Genomic DNA, 13,924 nt, shown 5'->3' with positions numbered 1-13,924 from the left:
TGCCGCATGTAGCGCCGCAACAACCGTAGTTGGTAACCGCGCGCTACTGCGGATTCGCCCACGCACACAGGCGGCACGCACTGCACCGCCAGCCCCTTTTCTTTCTCCCGTTCTAAGCAATTGCGCGCCCAGCGCAGTGGCGACAGACATCGATGGCACGCCCTAATGCGCAAGATTTTCAGCAGTCAACGGATCGAAACCGCCGAGGGCGTGGCCAACCTGCTGCGCAATGCCGGAATCGAGATCCGCATCAGTAATGGCCGTTCGTACCAGAGCAAGCGCAGCGGCCAGTTCAGCTATCTCGAACAAGGCAATGCGCAGGCGCATCCAACCGTGTGGATCGTGCACGCCAACGACCAACCACGTGCGCGCGAACTGTTGCGCGATGCGCGCCTGCTAGACACCACGCGCCGTGACATGCCCAACGTGGAATACACCTTTCGCGAGGGCGAGACCGGCTCAAGCACCAGCGCGCGCAGCTGGGCTTGGCGGATCCGGTTGGTGCTGTTGCTGGTGATCGGCGCCGTGGCCATGGTGGTGGTGATGCGTCACCGCGCCGCGCCCGAGGCACCGGCGGCCACGCCGGCAGCGCAACCGGCACCAGCAAAAATACCGCAAGCGCCCGCCGCGGAAGAAGACCAGACACGGGTCCGCATCCAGCCGGCCAGCTGATTGGCGCGTGGCCAATCGGCCGCGCAGGTGTCAATGCGCTTCGCCTGGCATCGTGTGAGCGTTGGTCATCGCACGACGTGGCCACGATGCCGCGGTCGATCTGGCGACCATAGCTAAGAGCGGCTAACAAAACGGAGCGAGCAGTCGTCAGATGGGTGCGGACGGCGCGGAGGAACCGGAATGTACGGGCGTACATGCCGATTCCGAGCACCGGCCGCGCCCGCCTGGCGGCTGCGCAGTCGTTTTTATAGCTGCTCTAAGTAATGCAACGGCTCCAGGGAATCAGTCCAGCACGCTTGCGCGCTGACACAGCGAGCGGTCACATTCGCCAGGCAACTGCGTCATGCTGGTACCTGGACACGGATTCCGACGATGCACGCCGACACCCTGGACGCGATGCTCCACCACGAACTGCCGCACGCCGCGGCGGGTTGTCAGCAGGCGTACGGCCGCATCGTCACTGCCTGCCAGAACACGGTCACTGCGATCGCCCTGGCGATCACGCGCGATGTGGCGGCCAGCGAGGACATCGCGCAGGAAGCATTCCTGCGTGCGTGGCAGCGGCTGGCGCAGCTGCATCAACCGGCCAGCTTCCTGCCCTGGCTGCGGCAAATTACCCGCAACCTGGCGCGCGACTGGCTACGCAGCCAGCGGCATCGCCCACTGAGCGGTGAGGCGGCGGATCTGGCCATCGCAATGGCCGCCGACCCTTCGCCCTCGCCGGCCGAACAGGCCCTGCAGGTGGAAGAAGAGCGCGCCGCGCTGGAGATCATGTCCGCGCTGCCCAACGACAGCCGCGAGATCCTGCTGCTGTACTACCGCGAGGGCCAGCGCTCGCAGCAGGTTGGCCAGCCTGCTCGGGCTCAGCGATGCGGCGGTGCGCAAGCGCCTGTCGCGCGCCCGTGCCACCGTGCGTAACGAACTGCTGCAGCGCTTTGGCAGCTTCGCACGCGGCAGTGCACCGGGCGTGGCCTTCGCCACCACGGTGACCGCTGCCACGATGCTCGCCGCGCCCGGAACGGCAAGCGCGGCGATTGCGCTGGGGGGGATTGGCAGTCTCGGCGGCGTCGGCAAACTGGGTGCCAGCGGCCTGAGCGGATCGGCGTTGACCAGTGGCAGTGCCGCCGGTGCGCTGAGCGTCCTGCTCGGCATGCCGATGGCAATCGCCTTGCTCGCAATCACTGTCGTGACGCTGACAACCTACATGTCTGGCGCGTATCTGTTGCGCTTTGCAGCCACCGCGCGGGAAACCGCTGCGATTCGTGGTTTCACTCGCCTGAGCACCTTGACCGCTGCACTGACCTGCGGAACGCCCTTGTTGCTGCGGGTGTTCGGTGCGCCCACGTGGCTGGCGCTCTGCGTGCTGGCAGTTGGCATGTCGGTGGTCTGTTACCACACCTTGGGCACCCTGCCGCGCATCATGCAGCCGATGCTGGAGCGCGACGCGCGTCGACGCGGCACCACCCGCCCGCCGTTACTGTACCGCTGCATGTTCAGCCGCAGCGCAATTGCAGTCAGCCTGGCTGCGGTCATCGTGCCCATCGCCTACCGCTATGGGGTGCTGGGACTGGTGTGATGGATGCATGTCTGCGTTGTCGCTGAGACTGCGCGCGAAAAAAAACGGCCTCCTGCAGTTGCAGAAGGCCGTCGGTCGATCGGCGCCTTGTTACGGTGTTGCTGAGTTGCGACTACGTGTGTTGCCCGTGTTGCCGGTCGTCGCCACACGCCCTGGCTGAGCCCCTCTGGCCAGGGCATGCGTGGACTTCCCTATGGGTCAGTTACCGGCCGCCGGCTTGGCCGGCATCGGGCGCTTGCCATGCTCGCCACGCTCGCCGTGTTCACCCCGCGGACCATGTTCGCCGCGCAACTTGGACGCCGCATCGAACTCGGCCTGGCTCAACTTGCCGTCCTTGTCGGTGTCGGCCTTCGCGAACCAGGCATCACGGTGCTGCTGCATGCGGAGCTCGCGATCGGCGCGGTCGACAAACCCGTCCTTGTTGATGTCCATCTGGTCGAAGCGCGCGGCGAACTTCGGGGCGGCCTTGGCTTCGTCACGGCTGATGCGCCCGTCCTTGTTGGCATCGAGCTTGGCCCACATTTCGCCGCGGCCATCACGGCCCGGGCCGCGACGGTGCGGACGTTCGTCGCGCGACAGCTTGCCGTCCTTGTTGGTGTCCAGGCTGTCGAACTTGGCGGCCAGGCGTGGGTCGGCGGCCGCTTCGCTGCGGTCGATCACGCCATCGCCGTTGGTGTCGAGCTTGGCCGGGCGCAGTGCATCGCCTGCGGCAGGCGGGGTGGCAGCGAAGGCGCTGGCGGTGGACAGCGCGGCCAACACGGCCAGGGCGAGAAACGGTTTGCGGGACGTCATGAGAAACTCCTTGGATGTGAAAACCACACGCGGCACTGCATGGGCCGCATCGCGTGGGTGGTGCGTCCGGACGCGCCGTGCGCTGCCACCAACATCCACATCAACGGGCGATTGCCGCCGCCGTTGACGCACCAACCGGGCGCATTCATCCAGCGGACAGTCGCCGCCGTTGCGACGCACAGGCGCTATCCTGCGCGCATGGCCATCCATGCCGACACCCACGACGACCTGCGCCTGTTCCAGACCGGCGAGCATGCCTGCGGGTATTGGTCCGATCGCCAGGCACGCGACCTGGTGCTGGATCCGCACGATCCACGCCTGGGCGCGATCTATCCGCAGGCGCTGGCGTGGGGATTTCGTCGTTCCGGCGATCTGGTGTACCGCCCGCATTGCGAACGCTGCCGCGCCTGCGTGCCGGTGCGCATTGCCGTGGATGCGTTTCACCCCGACCGCAGCCAGCGCCGCTGCCTGGCGGGCAACCAGGATCTGGTGGTGCGTGTGGTCGCCGCCGAACGCACCGAAGAGCAGCTGGCGCTGTATCGCCAGTATCTGCAGCACCGGCATCCGGGCGGCGGCATGGACACGCACGGTGCGGCCGAGTTCGATCAGTTCCTGATCGGTGGCTGGTCGCACGGGCGCTTTCTGGAAATCCGCGAACCGGCCGTCGACCATGTGCCCGGCCGGCTGCTGGCGGTTGCGGTGACCGATGTCACCGAGCACGCCTTGTCGGCGGTGTACACGTTCTACGCACCGGATGCGGCTGCACGCAGCCTGGGCACCTTTGCCATCCTCGAACAGATCCAGTGGGCCAGACGCGAACGCCGCGCGCACCTGTATCTGGGCTACTGGATCGAAGGCCACGCCAAGATGAATTACAAGCGCCGCTTCAACGCGCTGGAAGCCTACGACGGCCGTCATTGGCGCGGCTTGCCCGCGGCCCAGGGCTCGGCCCGATAGCGCCACGCGACATCGGTCTGTCGCATGCTGCATGCGAGAATAGCGCCATGATCAGACCCGTCTTATTGCTTGCACTGGCCGCGCTTTGCACCGCCTGTGCCCACCGTGCCGCCCCGACCGGGCAGAGCGCTGCATCCACCACGGCCGCCCCCTTGCGCATCGCCACCTACAACACCTCGCTGTACTCCGACGAGGCCGGCGGGCTGGTGCGTGAACTGCAGGGCGACAGCGCGCATGCGCGCAAGATCGCCGCCGTGCTGCAGCGCGTGCGCCCGGACCTGGTGCTGCTCAACGAGTTCGATTTCGACCCCGCGCATCGCGCGGCCGATCTATTCCAGCAACGCTATCTACAAGTGGCCCAGCCCGGCGGTGGCGACGCATTGGCGTATCCATATCGCTACCTGGCACCGGTCAATACCGGCGTGCCCAGCGGCCTGGACCTGGACAACAACGGCACTGTCGGCGGCGATGGCCGCAGCCGTGGCAACGATGCCTGGGGCTACGGCCTGCACCCGGGCCAATACGGCATGCTAGTGCTGTCGCGCTATCCGATCGATGCACAGGCGGTGCGCAGTTTCCAGTTGCTGAAGTGGAGCGCGCTGCCAGGTGCATTGCGCCCGGTCGATCCGGCCACCCAACGCCCGTTCTACAACGATGCGATCTGGGCACAGCTGCGGCTGTCGTCGAAATCGCACTGGGACGTGCCGGTGCGCACGCCGCTGGGCGTGGTGCACGCATTGGTTTCGCACCCCACGCCGCCGGTATTCGACGGTGCGGAAAAGCGTAATGCCGCGCGCAACCACGACGAGTTGCAGCTGTGGCGCGCTTATCTGGACAACGCCGCCGACACCACGCGTTGGCTGTGCGACGACCAGGGCCGCTGTGGCGGCCTGGAACGCGACGCGCACTTCGTGATCCTGGGCGATCTCAACAACGACCCCATCGATGGCGCCGGCCGGCATAAAGCCATCCGTGCGCTGATCAATCACCCGCGCGTACTGCAGTACCCCACACCCGTCAGCGCCGGTGGCCCGGAAAAAACCGCCGAATACGCCGCACAAGGCATTGCGCATACCGGCGACCCGCACCAGGTCACCGGCGACTTCGGACCGCAGGCGGGCACGATGCGGCTGGACTACGTACTGCCCTCGGGTCAGTTCACCCTGGCCGGCAGTGGCATCTTCTGGCCCGCCAGCAGCTCGCCGGATGCCGCAATCGCCGATGGCAGCGACCATCATGCGGTGTGGGTGGATGTGGCTGGGAAGCCGTGATTGGGGAGTCGGGATTGGGGATTTGCAACTGATCGCGATACCCAGGCCTGCGACGCGCTCGGTGGCTGTCCTGCGCTCACGCATCTCGTTGCGTGAGCGCTTTTGACTCACAGCATCATGCGTCCAGCCGGATGACCAGCGCGGCGGCAGCCACGCGCGCCTTTTCGCGCGCCGCATCGATGCTGTCGGCGCGCGCCAGCGTCACGCCAACACGACGATGACCATCCACGCGTGGCTTGCCGAACAAGCGCAGCGCGGTGTCCGGGTCGCGCAGTGCATCAGACACGTTGTCGAACACCGGCACGCCGTTGCCATGTGCCAATAACGCACACGACGCCGATGGCCCGCTCTGACGGATCACGCCACCGTTCTCCGCCCCGACCGGCAGACCCAGAATCGCGCGCGCGTGCAGCGCGAACTCGCTCAGTTCCTGCGACACCAGCGTCACCAGGCCGGTGTCGTGCGGGCGCGGCGAGACTTCGCTGAACCACACCTCGTCGCCCTTGACGAACAGCTCCACGCCAAACAACCCCCAGCCGCCCAGCTCATCAGTGATTGCCTGTGCGATCTCCTGCGAGCGGCGCAGCGCAGCGGCCGACATCGGCTGCGGCTGCCAGCTTTCGCGGTAGTCGCCCTCTTTCTGCCAATGGCCGATCGGGTCGCAGAACGAGGTGCCACCGGCATGACGCACGGTCAGCAGGGTGATCTCGTAATCGAAATCGATGAAGCCTTCAACGATGCAGCGGCCGGCGCCGGCGCGTCCGCCGGTCTGCGCGTAGTCCCAGGCTGCGTCGATGTCCGCCTCGCTGCGCAGCGTGCTCTGGCCCTTGCCCGAGGACGACATCACCGGCTTGACCACGCACGGCAGCCCGACTGTGGCGATCGCCTCGCGGTACTCGGCGGCGGTGTCGACAAAGCGATACGGCGAGGTCGGCAGGCCCAGGGTTTCGGCAGCCAGACGACGGATGCCTTCGCGGTCCATGGTCAGACGCGCGGCACGCGCGGTGGGGATCACCTTCTGCCCCTGCTCGTGCTCCAGCGCCACCAGGGTTTCGGTGTGGATGGCTTCGATCTCCGGCACGATCAGGTGCGGCTGCTCCTGGGCGATCAGCGCCCGCAAGGCATGCGGGTCGAGCATGTCCAGCACGTGCGAACGATGCGCCACCTGCATGGCCGGTGCGTTGGCATACCGATCGGCGGCAATCACTTCCACCCCGAAGCGCTGCAGCTCGATGGCGACCTCCTTGCCCAGTTCGCCCGAGCCCAGCAACAGCACACGGGTGGCGGAAGGCGACAACGGCGTGCCGAGAGTGGTCATGAGCGCGGTCCAGATCGGGAGGGGTCGCCATTCTAACGAACGCGCGATTGCCGCAGATGGCGGCAACCCTTGAAAGATCTGATATCACTTTGATATCTTTCTAACGAACCCACATGGACTCCCTCCTCATGAAAGAGAAGCCGATCGGCTCGTTGGCAGGCATCCCCATCATCCTTGCCGTGGGCGCCGCGTTCGCGGGCATGGCCTGGTATTTGCTCAGTGCAATTTCCGCCGTGAGCATCACGCCAGCCAGCTTCATCGCGGCGCTCGCAGTCGTGGTGGTCGGGATCTTTTTCTTCGCCGGCCTGTACACCCTGGAACCGAATCAGGCCGCGGTGCTGAGCCTGTTCGGCAAGTACGTCGGCACCGTGAAGGACCCGGGCCTGCGCTGGAACAGCCCCTTCTATGCAAAGAAGCGGATCAGCCAGCGCGTGCGTAATTTCGAAAGCGGCCGGCTCAAGGTCAATGAACTCGACGGCAGCCCGATCGAGATCGCGGCCGTGATCGTGTGGCAGGTGATGGATGCTTCCGAGGCGGTGTACAACGTGGACGACTACGAAAGCTTCGTGCACATCCAGTCCGAAGCCGCGCTACGCGCGATGGCCACCAGCTATCCGTACGACCAGCACGAAGATGACCAGATTTCGCTGCGCAGCCACCCGGCCGAGATCAGCGAACAACTCAAGCGGCATCTGGACGAGCGCCTCACGCAGGCTGGTGTGGACGTGATCGAAGCGCGCATCAGCCACCTCGCCTACGCGCCGGAAATCGCCCAGGCCATGCTGCAGCGTCAGCAAGCCAATGCGGTGATCGCCGCACGGACGCGCATCGTTGCCGGCGCCGTTGGCATGGTGGAGATGGCACTGGCCGAGTTGCAGAAAAACGGGGTGGTGCAGTTGGACGAAGAGCGCAAGGCGCATATGGTCAGCAATCTGCTCACCGTGTTGTGTTCTGATCGCGGCACCCAACCGGTGGTCAACGCCGGCTCGCTCTATTGAGGTGAAACAATGAATGTCATGGTGCCGTTGGTGGTCGCGCTGTCCGGCTTGCCCGCACTGGCGATCGCCGCTTCCATCGGTGCGGACGACGACGACCGTGCACGCGGCCTAGGCCTGCGCTGGGCCTTGATCAGCCTGGTGATCCTGATCGGTGCCGCCTGCCTGTACTGGGCCGGCGACAACCGCGCCGGAATCTATGCAGTGGTGATCGGCATGATCATCGGCGTCAACGTCTTGATCGTCTCGATGGTCATGCACCTGCGCCGCCACAGCGGCCGCGGTGAGCGCGAGTGAGCGAAAAGAAGGCCTACCCGCTGCGCATCAACGCCGATGTACTGGCTGCAGTGCAGCGCTGGTCCGATGACGAACTGCGTAGCCTCAACGCGCAGATCGAATATGTATTGCGCGATGCCTTGCGCAAGGCAGGGCGGCTGCCGAAGCCGCCCGCCGACAAGGAACCACACGCATGAGCAAGCGCTGGACTGACCTGACGCCCGAGTTGAAGCCTTCGTTCATCGGTGGCATCAAGCACGACGACATCCAGGTCGAACTGATCAAACAGGGCAACCTTGGCTGGGAGCTGGTCAACAGCATCATGCAGGCACCCCTGAGTGCGGCGTTGCTGGTGTTCAAGAAGGAGCTCTGAGGTGACGAGGCCATCGCGCCAGCGGCTCGGTGGAACTGCAGCACCGGTGGCATGCAGCGGGCAATGCCGGCCACCGCGCCAGCAGCTGCAGGATCTGCAGCTGCTGGCCGCGCAACGCACTTAGCCCTACCCTGTTGCGATGCGCCAGACACAGTCCCTGCTGCTCAACACCACCGCGATCGAACTGCTTCCTGCTGCCCTGCTGCGTGCACGCAGCAATTCCGACGCACGCGTATTGGCGCAGGCCGATTGGCTGCTGCGGCGCAAACGCGATGGCAAGTACCTCGCCGCGCAGCTGCCGCATGGGTTGATGCCACTGATCCCACGCCTGGCCCGCGAGCCGGGCCTGGACGAGGCGCTGGATCTGCTCCACACCAGCGCGCGCCGCACCACGCAGGCGCTGGATGCTGCGCTGCCGATCGATGGGCTGCAGCGCCGCCTGACACAGCTGGGCATTGGCGCCGACGCGTATGTGGCGCAGACCGGGCTGGACCTCATCGCCGAACCGGCAGCGCTGCACCTGGCCGGGCACGATCGCTTTGCCCGCCCGCTGTGGCTCAGCGCCGGTGCTGCGCGTGCGTGGCGGCAGCTGCATGCGGCCGCGCTGCGCGAAGACGTGGTCCTCGATGCCATTTCCGGCTACCGCAGCCACGACTATCAACTGGGTATTTTCGAACGCAAGTTCGCGCGTGGCCTGACGCTTGCGCAGATCCTGGCGGTCAACGCGGCACCTGGTTTCAGCGAACATCACAGCGGCGATGCAGTGGATATCGGCACGCCTGGCGAACCCCCGGCCGAAGAACGTTTCGAGTCAACCGCGGCATTCGCGTGGCTGCAGACACATGCCGGGCGCTTTGGTTTTCGGCTGAGCTATCCGCGCGACAACCCGCACGGCATCGTCTACGAGCCCTGGCACTGGCGCTGGTGGCCGGCCTGATGGCGCGTGCGCAGGCAGGGCTCAGCGTGGCCGCTCATTCCTGCGAACGCGGCGTCGGCACCTTCGCGGCAATGCTGAAGTCGGCGATCTTCCACAGGTAAAACGCAGCGTAAGTGCGGTACGGGCCCCAGCGCTCGCCGCGCTCGGCGAGTTCCTTGGGCGTTGGCATCTGCGCTTGTTTGTCCACGCGCTGGGCGCCCTTGCGCACGCCCAGGTCGTCGATGGGCAAAAGGTCCGGACGGCCGAGGCGGAACATCAACATCATCTCCACCGTCCAGCGGCCGATGCCACGGACCGGCACCAAGGCCTCGACGATGGCGTCGTCTTCCATGAAGGCGAGTTTGCGCAGTGAGTGGATCTCGCCCAGTGCCTCCCGCCGCGCCAGGTCGCGCAGTGCCAGCGCCTTGTTGCCGGAAACGCCGCAGGCGCGCAGCGCCGCATCATCCACGCGTCCCAACGTGTCGGCATGCAGCCGGCTGGCACCGATCGCCACCTCCACGCGCCCAACAATGGTGGCCGCGGCCTTGCCGCTCAGTTGCTGAAACAAGATGGCGCGCGCCAGTGCGTCCACCGGATCGAACGGCTTGCGCCATCCCGGCTGCGGGGCGATCGGGCCGATGCGTTTCATCCAGGCCCCCAGCGCACGATCACGGCGTGCCAGATGGGCGAAAGCCACCTCCACATCGAAGCCGCGGGCGTGACGTGGCATCTCAGCGCCTCAACGCACCGATCGCCAGCACCACCCAGCCCAGCATCAGGCTGACCCCGCCGATCGGCGCCAGGCTGGTGGGCCAGTGCAGCAACGCGTCGCCGACCAGGCTGCCGGCAAACAGCAGGGTGCCGAGCAACAGCAGGTACAGGCCGATGCGGCCCAGCGCGCGGGTCTCAGCACCGCCCATCACCACCAGCACGGCGCCATGGCCGAAGGCGTACAGCGCGGCCAGTTGCAGGCGCGATTGCACCAGCGCATCGGCCACGCCATGCGAGGCGTAGGCCGATAGCCCCACTGCGGCGGCGGCCAGCAGCGCCCCCACAAAGGCCAGGAGCGAAGGATGTTTTTTGCGACGATCAGGCAACGACATGGTGGCAGTTCCAAAGGCAGCGCCGCAGCGCAAAAAAAACGCGCCGCAAGGATGCGGCGCGTTTTCGTCTGGATCACATCATCGTGGTGAAACGATTACTTGATGGCCCAGTAGACGTCGTAGGTACCGTCCTGCGTGAACGACTTGTCCACCCCACCCTTCCACGACTCGTACGGACGCTCGGTCACGTCGTTGCCGCTGGTGGCAGCCCAGGCGCGCAGCGAGTTACGCACTGCATCCAGGCCGGCCATGTGGCCTGCGTAGGTTGCGAACGCCGAACGGTGCGCCTTGGTGCGCTCGTACTTCACCGGTGCTTCGGTCGGGATGTTGACCTTCAGCTCTTCACCCGTTGCGGCAACCGGGGTTGCGTCGACAGGTGCAGCCGCAGCGGCGTCGTCCTTCTTGTCGTCAGCCTTGGCGGTGTCGGCCTTGGCATCGGTCTTGGCAGCGCCGCCGGCCTTCTTGCGCACCGGCTGCACGACGTCGAACGCGTACTTGTCGGTGGCGAAGTCGGTGGTGACGATACGCACCGGACCCGACGGCTCGAGGCCATTAGAATCCATGACGCGCTTGATCCACTCCTGGTTGTCCTTGATCGACTTCTTAATCGTCTCGTTGTCACGGTCGATGTTGCCAGCGGTGACGACCAGCAGGTCCTCGGCAGGCACATCGACGAGCTTGAGATCGCTCAACACCGGCTTGCCTTCCAGCTCGGCGCGGTAGTCGAAGTTCGGCACGGTGGCCAGTGCGGTGGTGAGGCGCGACAGACCCAGCTTCAGGTCATCGCCGACATGCCGGCTGACGTACAAGCCCGCATAGCGACCAAACAGGTTCCAGCCGTACTTCACGCTGTAATCCTGGGTGATGCGCACGTTCTTGTTGTTCTTGCCGGTCGGCTTCAACGTGAAGTTGGTGACCTTGTCGTAGCCCTTGGTGGGATCTTCGATCGAGATCTCAACGCGCTCGTTCTTGACGCTGTTGGTGATCTCCCAGCTGCCCTGACCGATGTAGCCTTCGGTGGAGCTGTATTCAACGCGTGCACCCTTGCCCTCTTCCGGGCCGGCCAGCTTCAGCTGGATCTTGGGATCACGCAGCACAAGCGGGTTCCAATCCTTGAAACGACGGAAGCTGTTCACGGTGTCGTAAACAATCGTCATCCTGCGGTTGGTCTCGACACTCTCGGACATCTGCCGCTCCGAGGGCAACACCAAGCCCACCACGACAAACAAGCCAGCCACGATCCCCAAGGCGATCAGGAACTCGATAATACGGGTCATTCAGGAGGTCTCCGGGGCCGATCCCACGGCCGGGTTGAGTGAAGCGAAGCCGCCATCCTAGCAGGCTTCGAGAAAGATGTTCAGTTGTGCGACGGGTAGCGCGGTCCTGCGGTGTCATCCGCGCGCTCGCGCCGCGTGGTGCAAGCGCGCAATCGCAACCTGGACAAGGGTTTGCAGCGATTGCTGCGCGGACATCATGCACGCGATGACGCGAGCGCGTGTGATGCACAGGACGCACTCCCTCGCCATTGCGGGTAGGCAGCCTGTTCCATTCACTTGTAGACGACTGCGCCGCAATGAACAAGCGCATCGGCCAGACGCCGTGCCAGCGTGCATCGGCGCCCTGCACGCCGGGGGTTCCGTACCATCAGACCAACTGCAGCTCGAACGCCTTCAGCACCGCACGGGTGCGGTCGCGCACGCCCAGCTTGGACAGGGTGAGCGGGCGCTGCTTGCAAGCCACTGGCTCGCGCGCCCGCGAACGCACGGCGCGCTGCGCCGGGCCGGGCATCCTGCGGCTCAGACCAACTGCAGCTCGAACGCCTTCAGCACCGCCCGGGTACGGTCGCGCACGCCCAGCTTGGACAGGATGTTGGACACGTGATTCTTGATCGTCCCCTCCGCCACGCCCAGCGAATTGGCGATCTCCTTGTTGGAAAAGCCGCTGGCCATCAGGCGCAGGATCTCGGTCTCGCGGTCGGTGAGCGGGTCGGGCCGGTCCAGGCTGACGAACTGGTTGCGCATGTGCTCCAGGCCCGACAGCAGGCGCTGGGTCACCGCCGGCTGCACCAGCGAGCCGCCGTCGGCCACGGTGCGGATCGCGCCGACCAATTGTTCCAGCGAGACATCCTTGAGCAGGTAGCCCTTGGCGCCGGCCTTGAGCCCGGCCAGCACCAGCTGGTCGTCGTCGAAGGTGGTCAGGATGATGGTCGGCGGCAAGGTGCCGTTGCGCGAGAGCATCTGCAGCGCTTCCAGGCCGGACATCACCGGCATGCGCATGTCCATCAGCACCACGTCCGGCCTGATCTGCGGAATCTGCTCCACCGCCTGCCGGCCATCGGCCGCCTCGGCCACCACCTCGATCCCAGCGTCCAGGGCCAGCAGCGAGCGGATGCCCTGCCGTACCAAGGTTTGGTCATCGACCAGGCACACACGGATCATCACGACACTCCTTGAGTAATGGCCGCGGGCATCAGTGCCGGCGCGCCTGGAACGGAGATGCGCAGGCAAAAGCCGTCACCCCGCCGGGTTTGAATCTCGAGCTGCCCACCATACTGGTTCAGGCGTTCGCGCATGCCGCGCAGGCCATTGCCGGGCGCGACCGCATCGGCGCCCTGGCCGTCGTCGCGCGCATCGATCAACACGGTGTCCGCATCGCGGCGCACCTGGATCCACAGATTGCGCGCGCCGGCGTGGCGCACCGCGTTGGTGATGATTTCCTGGGTACAGCGCAGCAGCACATGCGCGCGTTCGGGGTCGTCCAGGGTCAATGGCTGGCCGATGTCCAGATGGATATCCAGCGACGGCACCTGCGTCACCAATGGGCGCAGCGCCGCTTCCAGATCGATGGCGCCGCTGTCGCGCAGCTGGCTGACCGCTTCGCGCACGTCGGTGAGCAGCAGCTTGGCCAGGGTATGGGCCTGGCGTACGTGTTCCTGGGCCTGGCCTTCGGTGATGTGGCCGGCCACTTCCAGATTGAGGCTCAGCGCGGTGAGGTGATGACCGAGCAGGTCATGCAGCTCGCGCGAGATGCGGGTGCGCTCGTTGATGCGCGCGCTCTCGGCCAGCAGCGCGCGGGTGGCACGCAGTTCCGCATTGAGCCGGCGCTGTTCTTCGCGCGCATCGGTCTGCTGGCGCGCGACCAGGCTGGTCACGAAGATGAACATCGAAAACCCGCCGTACAGCAGCGACTGCATCAACGCAGCGAACAAGGTGAAATCCGGGCGCAAATAATAGAAAACCGGCAGCACCGCCAGCTGGCTGAGCACCAGCCAGGCCACCCCGATACGCAGCGGTAGCAACCAGGGGATCACACCGGCGGCCACCATCATCAGGATGCTGCCCAGCCCGGTTCCGCTCAGATAGCTGACCGCCAGCGCAAAGATCGTGAGCAGCAGCAGGATCAGCCGGTCGTACCAATGGGCGTGTCCGCCCCCCCTCAAACCACGGGTCAGCCAGAAGTAGCTGGCGCCAAAGCCAACGAAGAACGTCGACATCAGCAGACCTTCCGCCGCACTGCGATGGTCTCCCTCTTCGGCGGCGGGCCAATACGTGTACACCAACGGCATGGCGATCATCGCCCAGGTGAACAGGCCGGCGAAGCGCAGGACGCGCGTATGACTGAGGTATCCCAACATGCACGCATCTTAGGCGTAACGCCTGCGGCTGCCCTCTTGCC

At 65.6% G+C, this 13,924-nt stretch carries 16 protein-coding genes, 1 other RNA gene and 1 pseudogene; 9 read left to right on the top strand and 9 right to left on the bottom strand.

The window, feature by feature from the left end; all coding sequences use genetic code 11:
- Nucleotides 1–165: 165 nt before the first annotated feature.
- Entirely contained in the window at nt 166–672 is a 507-nt protein-coding gene (locus tag ACCQ01_RS06430) for a putative signal transducing protein (protein ID WP_103702678.1), read from the top strand.
- 121 nt (nt 673–793) lie between these two features.
- Here the strand turns inward: ACCQ01_RS06430 and ACCQ01_RS06425 are convergent.
- Nucleotides 794–868, bottom strand: a non-coding RNA gene (locus ACCQ01_RS06425) — sX9 sRNA.
- Nucleotides 869–1,044: 176 nt separating this feature from the next.
- Between ACCQ01_RS06425 and ACCQ01_RS06420 the strand changes: the two are divergent.
- Nucleotides 1,045–2,248, top strand: a pseudogene (locus ACCQ01_RS06420) (RNA polymerase sigma factor).
- Between the two features lie 198 nt (nt 2,249–2,446).
- Here the strand turns inward: ACCQ01_RS06420 and ACCQ01_RS06415 are convergent.
- A complete protein-coding gene (locus tag ACCQ01_RS06415) occupies nt 2,447–3,040 on the bottom strand; it encodes an EF-hand domain-containing protein (RefSeq protein WP_228433005.1) in 594 nt (197 codons plus the stop codon).
- 39 nt (nt 3,041–3,079) lie between these two features.
- On the opposite strand from ACCQ01_RS06415, the gene ACCQ01_RS06410 reads away from it, so the two are divergent.
- Nucleotides 3,080–3,997 (top strand): arginyltransferase, encoded by a 918-nt coding sequence (locus tag ACCQ01_RS06410; RefSeq protein ID WP_228433004.1) that lies wholly within the window; start codon nt 3,080–3,082, stop codon nt 3,995–3,997.
- A gap of 47 nt (nt 3,998–4,044) precedes the next feature.
- Nucleotides 4,045–5,268, top strand: a complete 1,224-nt coding sequence (locus ACCQ01_RS06405) for an endonuclease/exonuclease/phosphatase family protein (RefSeq protein ID WP_228433003.1) — start codon at nt 4,045–4,047, stop codon at nt 5,266–5,268.
- A 115-nt stretch (nt 5,269–5,383) separates the two neighbouring features.
- On the opposite strand, the gene purT is transcribed toward ACCQ01_RS06405, so the two are convergent.
- Nucleotides 5,384–6,586: a formate-dependent phosphoribosylglycinamide formyltransferase gene (gene purT, locus ACCQ01_RS06400; protein WP_228433002.1), complete on the bottom strand. Its 1,203-nt coding sequence runs from the start codon at nt 6,584–6,586 to the stop codon at nt 5,384–5,386.
- A 128-nt stretch (nt 6,587–6,714) separates the two neighbouring features.
- Here purT and ACCQ01_RS06395 point away from each other — a divergent pair, with 128 nt between their 5' ends.
- The 5 genes from ACCQ01_RS06395 (at nt 6,715) to ACCQ01_RS06375 (ending at nt 9,167) form a co-directional block, all read left to right on the top strand.
- On the top strand, nt 6,715–7,584 hold the full coding sequence (locus ACCQ01_RS06395; RefSeq protein ID WP_228433056.1) for an SPFH domain-containing protein: 870 nt from the start codon (nt 6,715–6,717) through the stop codon (nt 7,582–7,584).
- Between the two features lie 9 nt (nt 7,585–7,593).
- Nucleotides 7,594–7,878, top strand: coding sequence for a hypothetical protein (locus ACCQ01_RS06390; RefSeq protein WP_011036335.1), 285 nt, complete (start codon nt 7,594–7,596; stop codon nt 7,876–7,878).
- On the top strand, nt 7,875–8,054 hold the full coding sequence (locus tag ACCQ01_RS06385; protein ID WP_011036334.1) for a type II toxin-antitoxin system antitoxin: 180 nt from the start codon (nt 7,875–7,877) through the stop codon (nt 8,052–8,054). Before ACCQ01_RS06390 ends, ACCQ01_RS06385 begins: the two co-directional genes overlap by 4 nt.
- On the top strand, nt 8,051–8,230 hold the full coding sequence (locus ACCQ01_RS06380; protein WP_228433001.1) for a hypothetical protein: 180 nt from the start codon (nt 8,051–8,053) through the stop codon (nt 8,228–8,230). Before ACCQ01_RS06385 ends, ACCQ01_RS06380 begins: the two co-directional genes overlap by 4 nt.
- A 139-nt stretch (nt 8,231–8,369) precedes the next feature.
- Entirely contained in the window at nt 8,370–9,167 is a 798-nt protein-coding gene (locus tag ACCQ01_RS06375; RefSeq protein WP_228433000.1) for a M15 family metallopeptidase, read from the top strand.
- Nucleotides 9,168–9,201: 34 nt separating this feature from the next.
- Here ACCQ01_RS06375 and ACCQ01_RS06370 read toward each other — a convergent pair whose 3' ends face one another.
- The 6 genes from ACCQ01_RS06370 to ACCQ01_RS06345 all read right to left on the bottom strand — a co-directional run bounded on the left by ACCQ01_RS06370 (nt 9,202) and on the right by ACCQ01_RS06345 (nt 13,883).
- A complete protein-coding gene (locus tag ACCQ01_RS06370; protein WP_228432999.1) occupies nt 9,202–9,876 on the bottom strand; it encodes a DNA-3-methyladenine glycosylase family protein in 675 nt (224 codons plus the stop codon).
- Nucleotide 9,877: 1 nt separating this feature from the next.
- Complete coding sequence (locus ACCQ01_RS06365) at nt 9,878–10,249, bottom strand: DUF423 domain-containing protein (RefSeq protein WP_228432998.1); 372 nt, start codon at nt 10,247–10,249, stop codon at nt 9,878–9,880.
- Between the two features lie 95 nt (nt 10,250–10,344).
- Nucleotides 10,345–11,526 carry a polyketide cyclase gene (locus ACCQ01_RS06360; RefSeq protein ID WP_012438971.1) on the bottom strand — a complete coding sequence of 394 codons (1,182 nt, stop codon included), beginning with the start codon at nt 11,524–11,526 and terminating at the stop codon, nt 10,345–10,347.
- A gap of 367 nt (nt 11,527–11,893) precedes the next feature.
- Entirely contained in the window at nt 11,894–12,037 is a 144-nt protein-coding gene (locus ACCQ01_RS06355; protein ID WP_372358860.1) for a transcriptional regulator, read from the bottom strand.
- Between the two features lie 8 nt (nt 12,038–12,045).
- Entirely contained in the window at nt 12,046–12,687 is a 642-nt protein-coding gene (locus ACCQ01_RS06350; protein WP_228432997.1) for a response regulator, read from the bottom strand.
- Nucleotides 12,687–13,883, bottom strand: coding sequence for a sensor histidine kinase (locus tag ACCQ01_RS06345; RefSeq protein WP_011036327.1), 1,197 nt, complete (start codon nt 13,881–13,883; stop codon nt 12,687–12,689). Before ACCQ01_RS06345 ends, ACCQ01_RS06350 begins: the two co-directional genes overlap by 1 nt.
- Between the last annotated feature and the right edge of the window lie 41 nt (nt 13,884–13,924).

Origin of the sequence: Xanthomonas sp. NCPPB 4037, from assembly GCF_041475695.2 — a bacterium.
In the GTDB taxonomy this organism is placed as follows: Bacteria; Pseudomonadota; Gammaproteobacteria; order Xanthomonadales; family Xanthomonadaceae; genus Xanthomonas; species Xanthomonas campestris.
This window is presented reverse-complemented; position numbering and strand designations above follow the sequence as displayed.

What these genes read in the sequence shown, in the direction of transcription:
- ACCQ01_RS06375 (WP_228433000.1), top strand. Translation starts at nt 8,370, where the DNA reads ATGCGCCAGACACAGTCCCTGCTGCTCAACACCACCGCGATCGAACTG.
- ACCQ01_RS06355 (WP_372358860.1), bottom strand. Translation starts at nt 12,037, where the DNA reads ATGCCCGGCCCGGCGCAGCGCGCCGTGCGTTCGCGGGCGCGCGAGCCA.
- ACCQ01_RS06410 (WP_228433004.1), top strand. Translation starts at nt 3,080, where the DNA reads ATGGGCCGCATCGCGTGGGTGGTGCGTCCGGACGCGCCGTGCGCTGCC.
- ACCQ01_RS06415 (WP_228433005.1), bottom strand. Translation starts at nt 3,040, where the DNA reads ATGACGTCCCGCAAACCGTTTCTCGCCCTGGCCGTGTTGGCCGCGCTG.
- ACCQ01_RS06345 (WP_011036327.1), bottom strand. Translation starts at nt 13,883, where the DNA reads ATGTTGGGATACCTCAGTCATACGCGCGTCCTGCGCTTCGCCGGCCTG.
- ACCQ01_RS06380 (WP_228433001.1), top strand. Translation starts at nt 8,051, where the DNA reads ATGAGCAAGCGCTGGACTGACCTGACGCCCGAGTTGAAGCCTTCGTTC.
- ACCQ01_RS06370 (WP_228432999.1), bottom strand. Translation starts at nt 9,876, where the DNA reads ATGCCACGTCACGCCCGCGGCTTCGATGTGGAGGTGGCTTTCGCCCAT.
- ACCQ01_RS06360 (WP_012438971.1), bottom strand. Translation starts at nt 11,526, where the DNA reads ATGACCCGTATTATCGAGTTCCTGATCGCCTTGGGGATCGTGGCTGGC.
- ACCQ01_RS06395 (WP_228433056.1), top strand. Translation starts at nt 6,715, where the DNA reads ATGAAAGAGAAGCCGATCGGCTCGTTGGCAGGCATCCCCATCATCCTT.
- ACCQ01_RS06430 (WP_103702678.1), top strand. Translation starts at nt 166, where the DNA reads ATGCGCAAGATTTTCAGCAGTCAACGGATCGAAACCGCCGAGGGCGTG.
- purT (WP_228433002.1), bottom strand. Translation starts at nt 6,586, where the DNA reads ATGACCACTCTCGGCACGCCGTTGTCGCCTTCCGCCACCCGTGTGCTG.
- ACCQ01_RS06350 (WP_228432997.1), bottom strand. Translation starts at nt 12,687, where the DNA reads ATGATCCGTGTGTGCCTGGTCGATGACCAAACCTTGGTACGGCAGGGC.
- ACCQ01_RS06405 (WP_228433003.1), top strand. Translation starts at nt 4,045, where the DNA reads ATGATCAGACCCGTCTTATTGCTTGCACTGGCCGCGCTTTGCACCGCC.
- ACCQ01_RS06365 (WP_228432998.1), bottom strand. Translation starts at nt 10,249, where the DNA reads ATGTCGTTGCCTGATCGTCGCAAAAAACATCCTTCGCTCCTGGCCTTT.
- ACCQ01_RS06390 (WP_011036335.1), top strand. Translation starts at nt 7,594, where the DNA reads ATGAATGTCATGGTGCCGTTGGTGGTCGCGCTGTCCGGCTTGCCCGCA.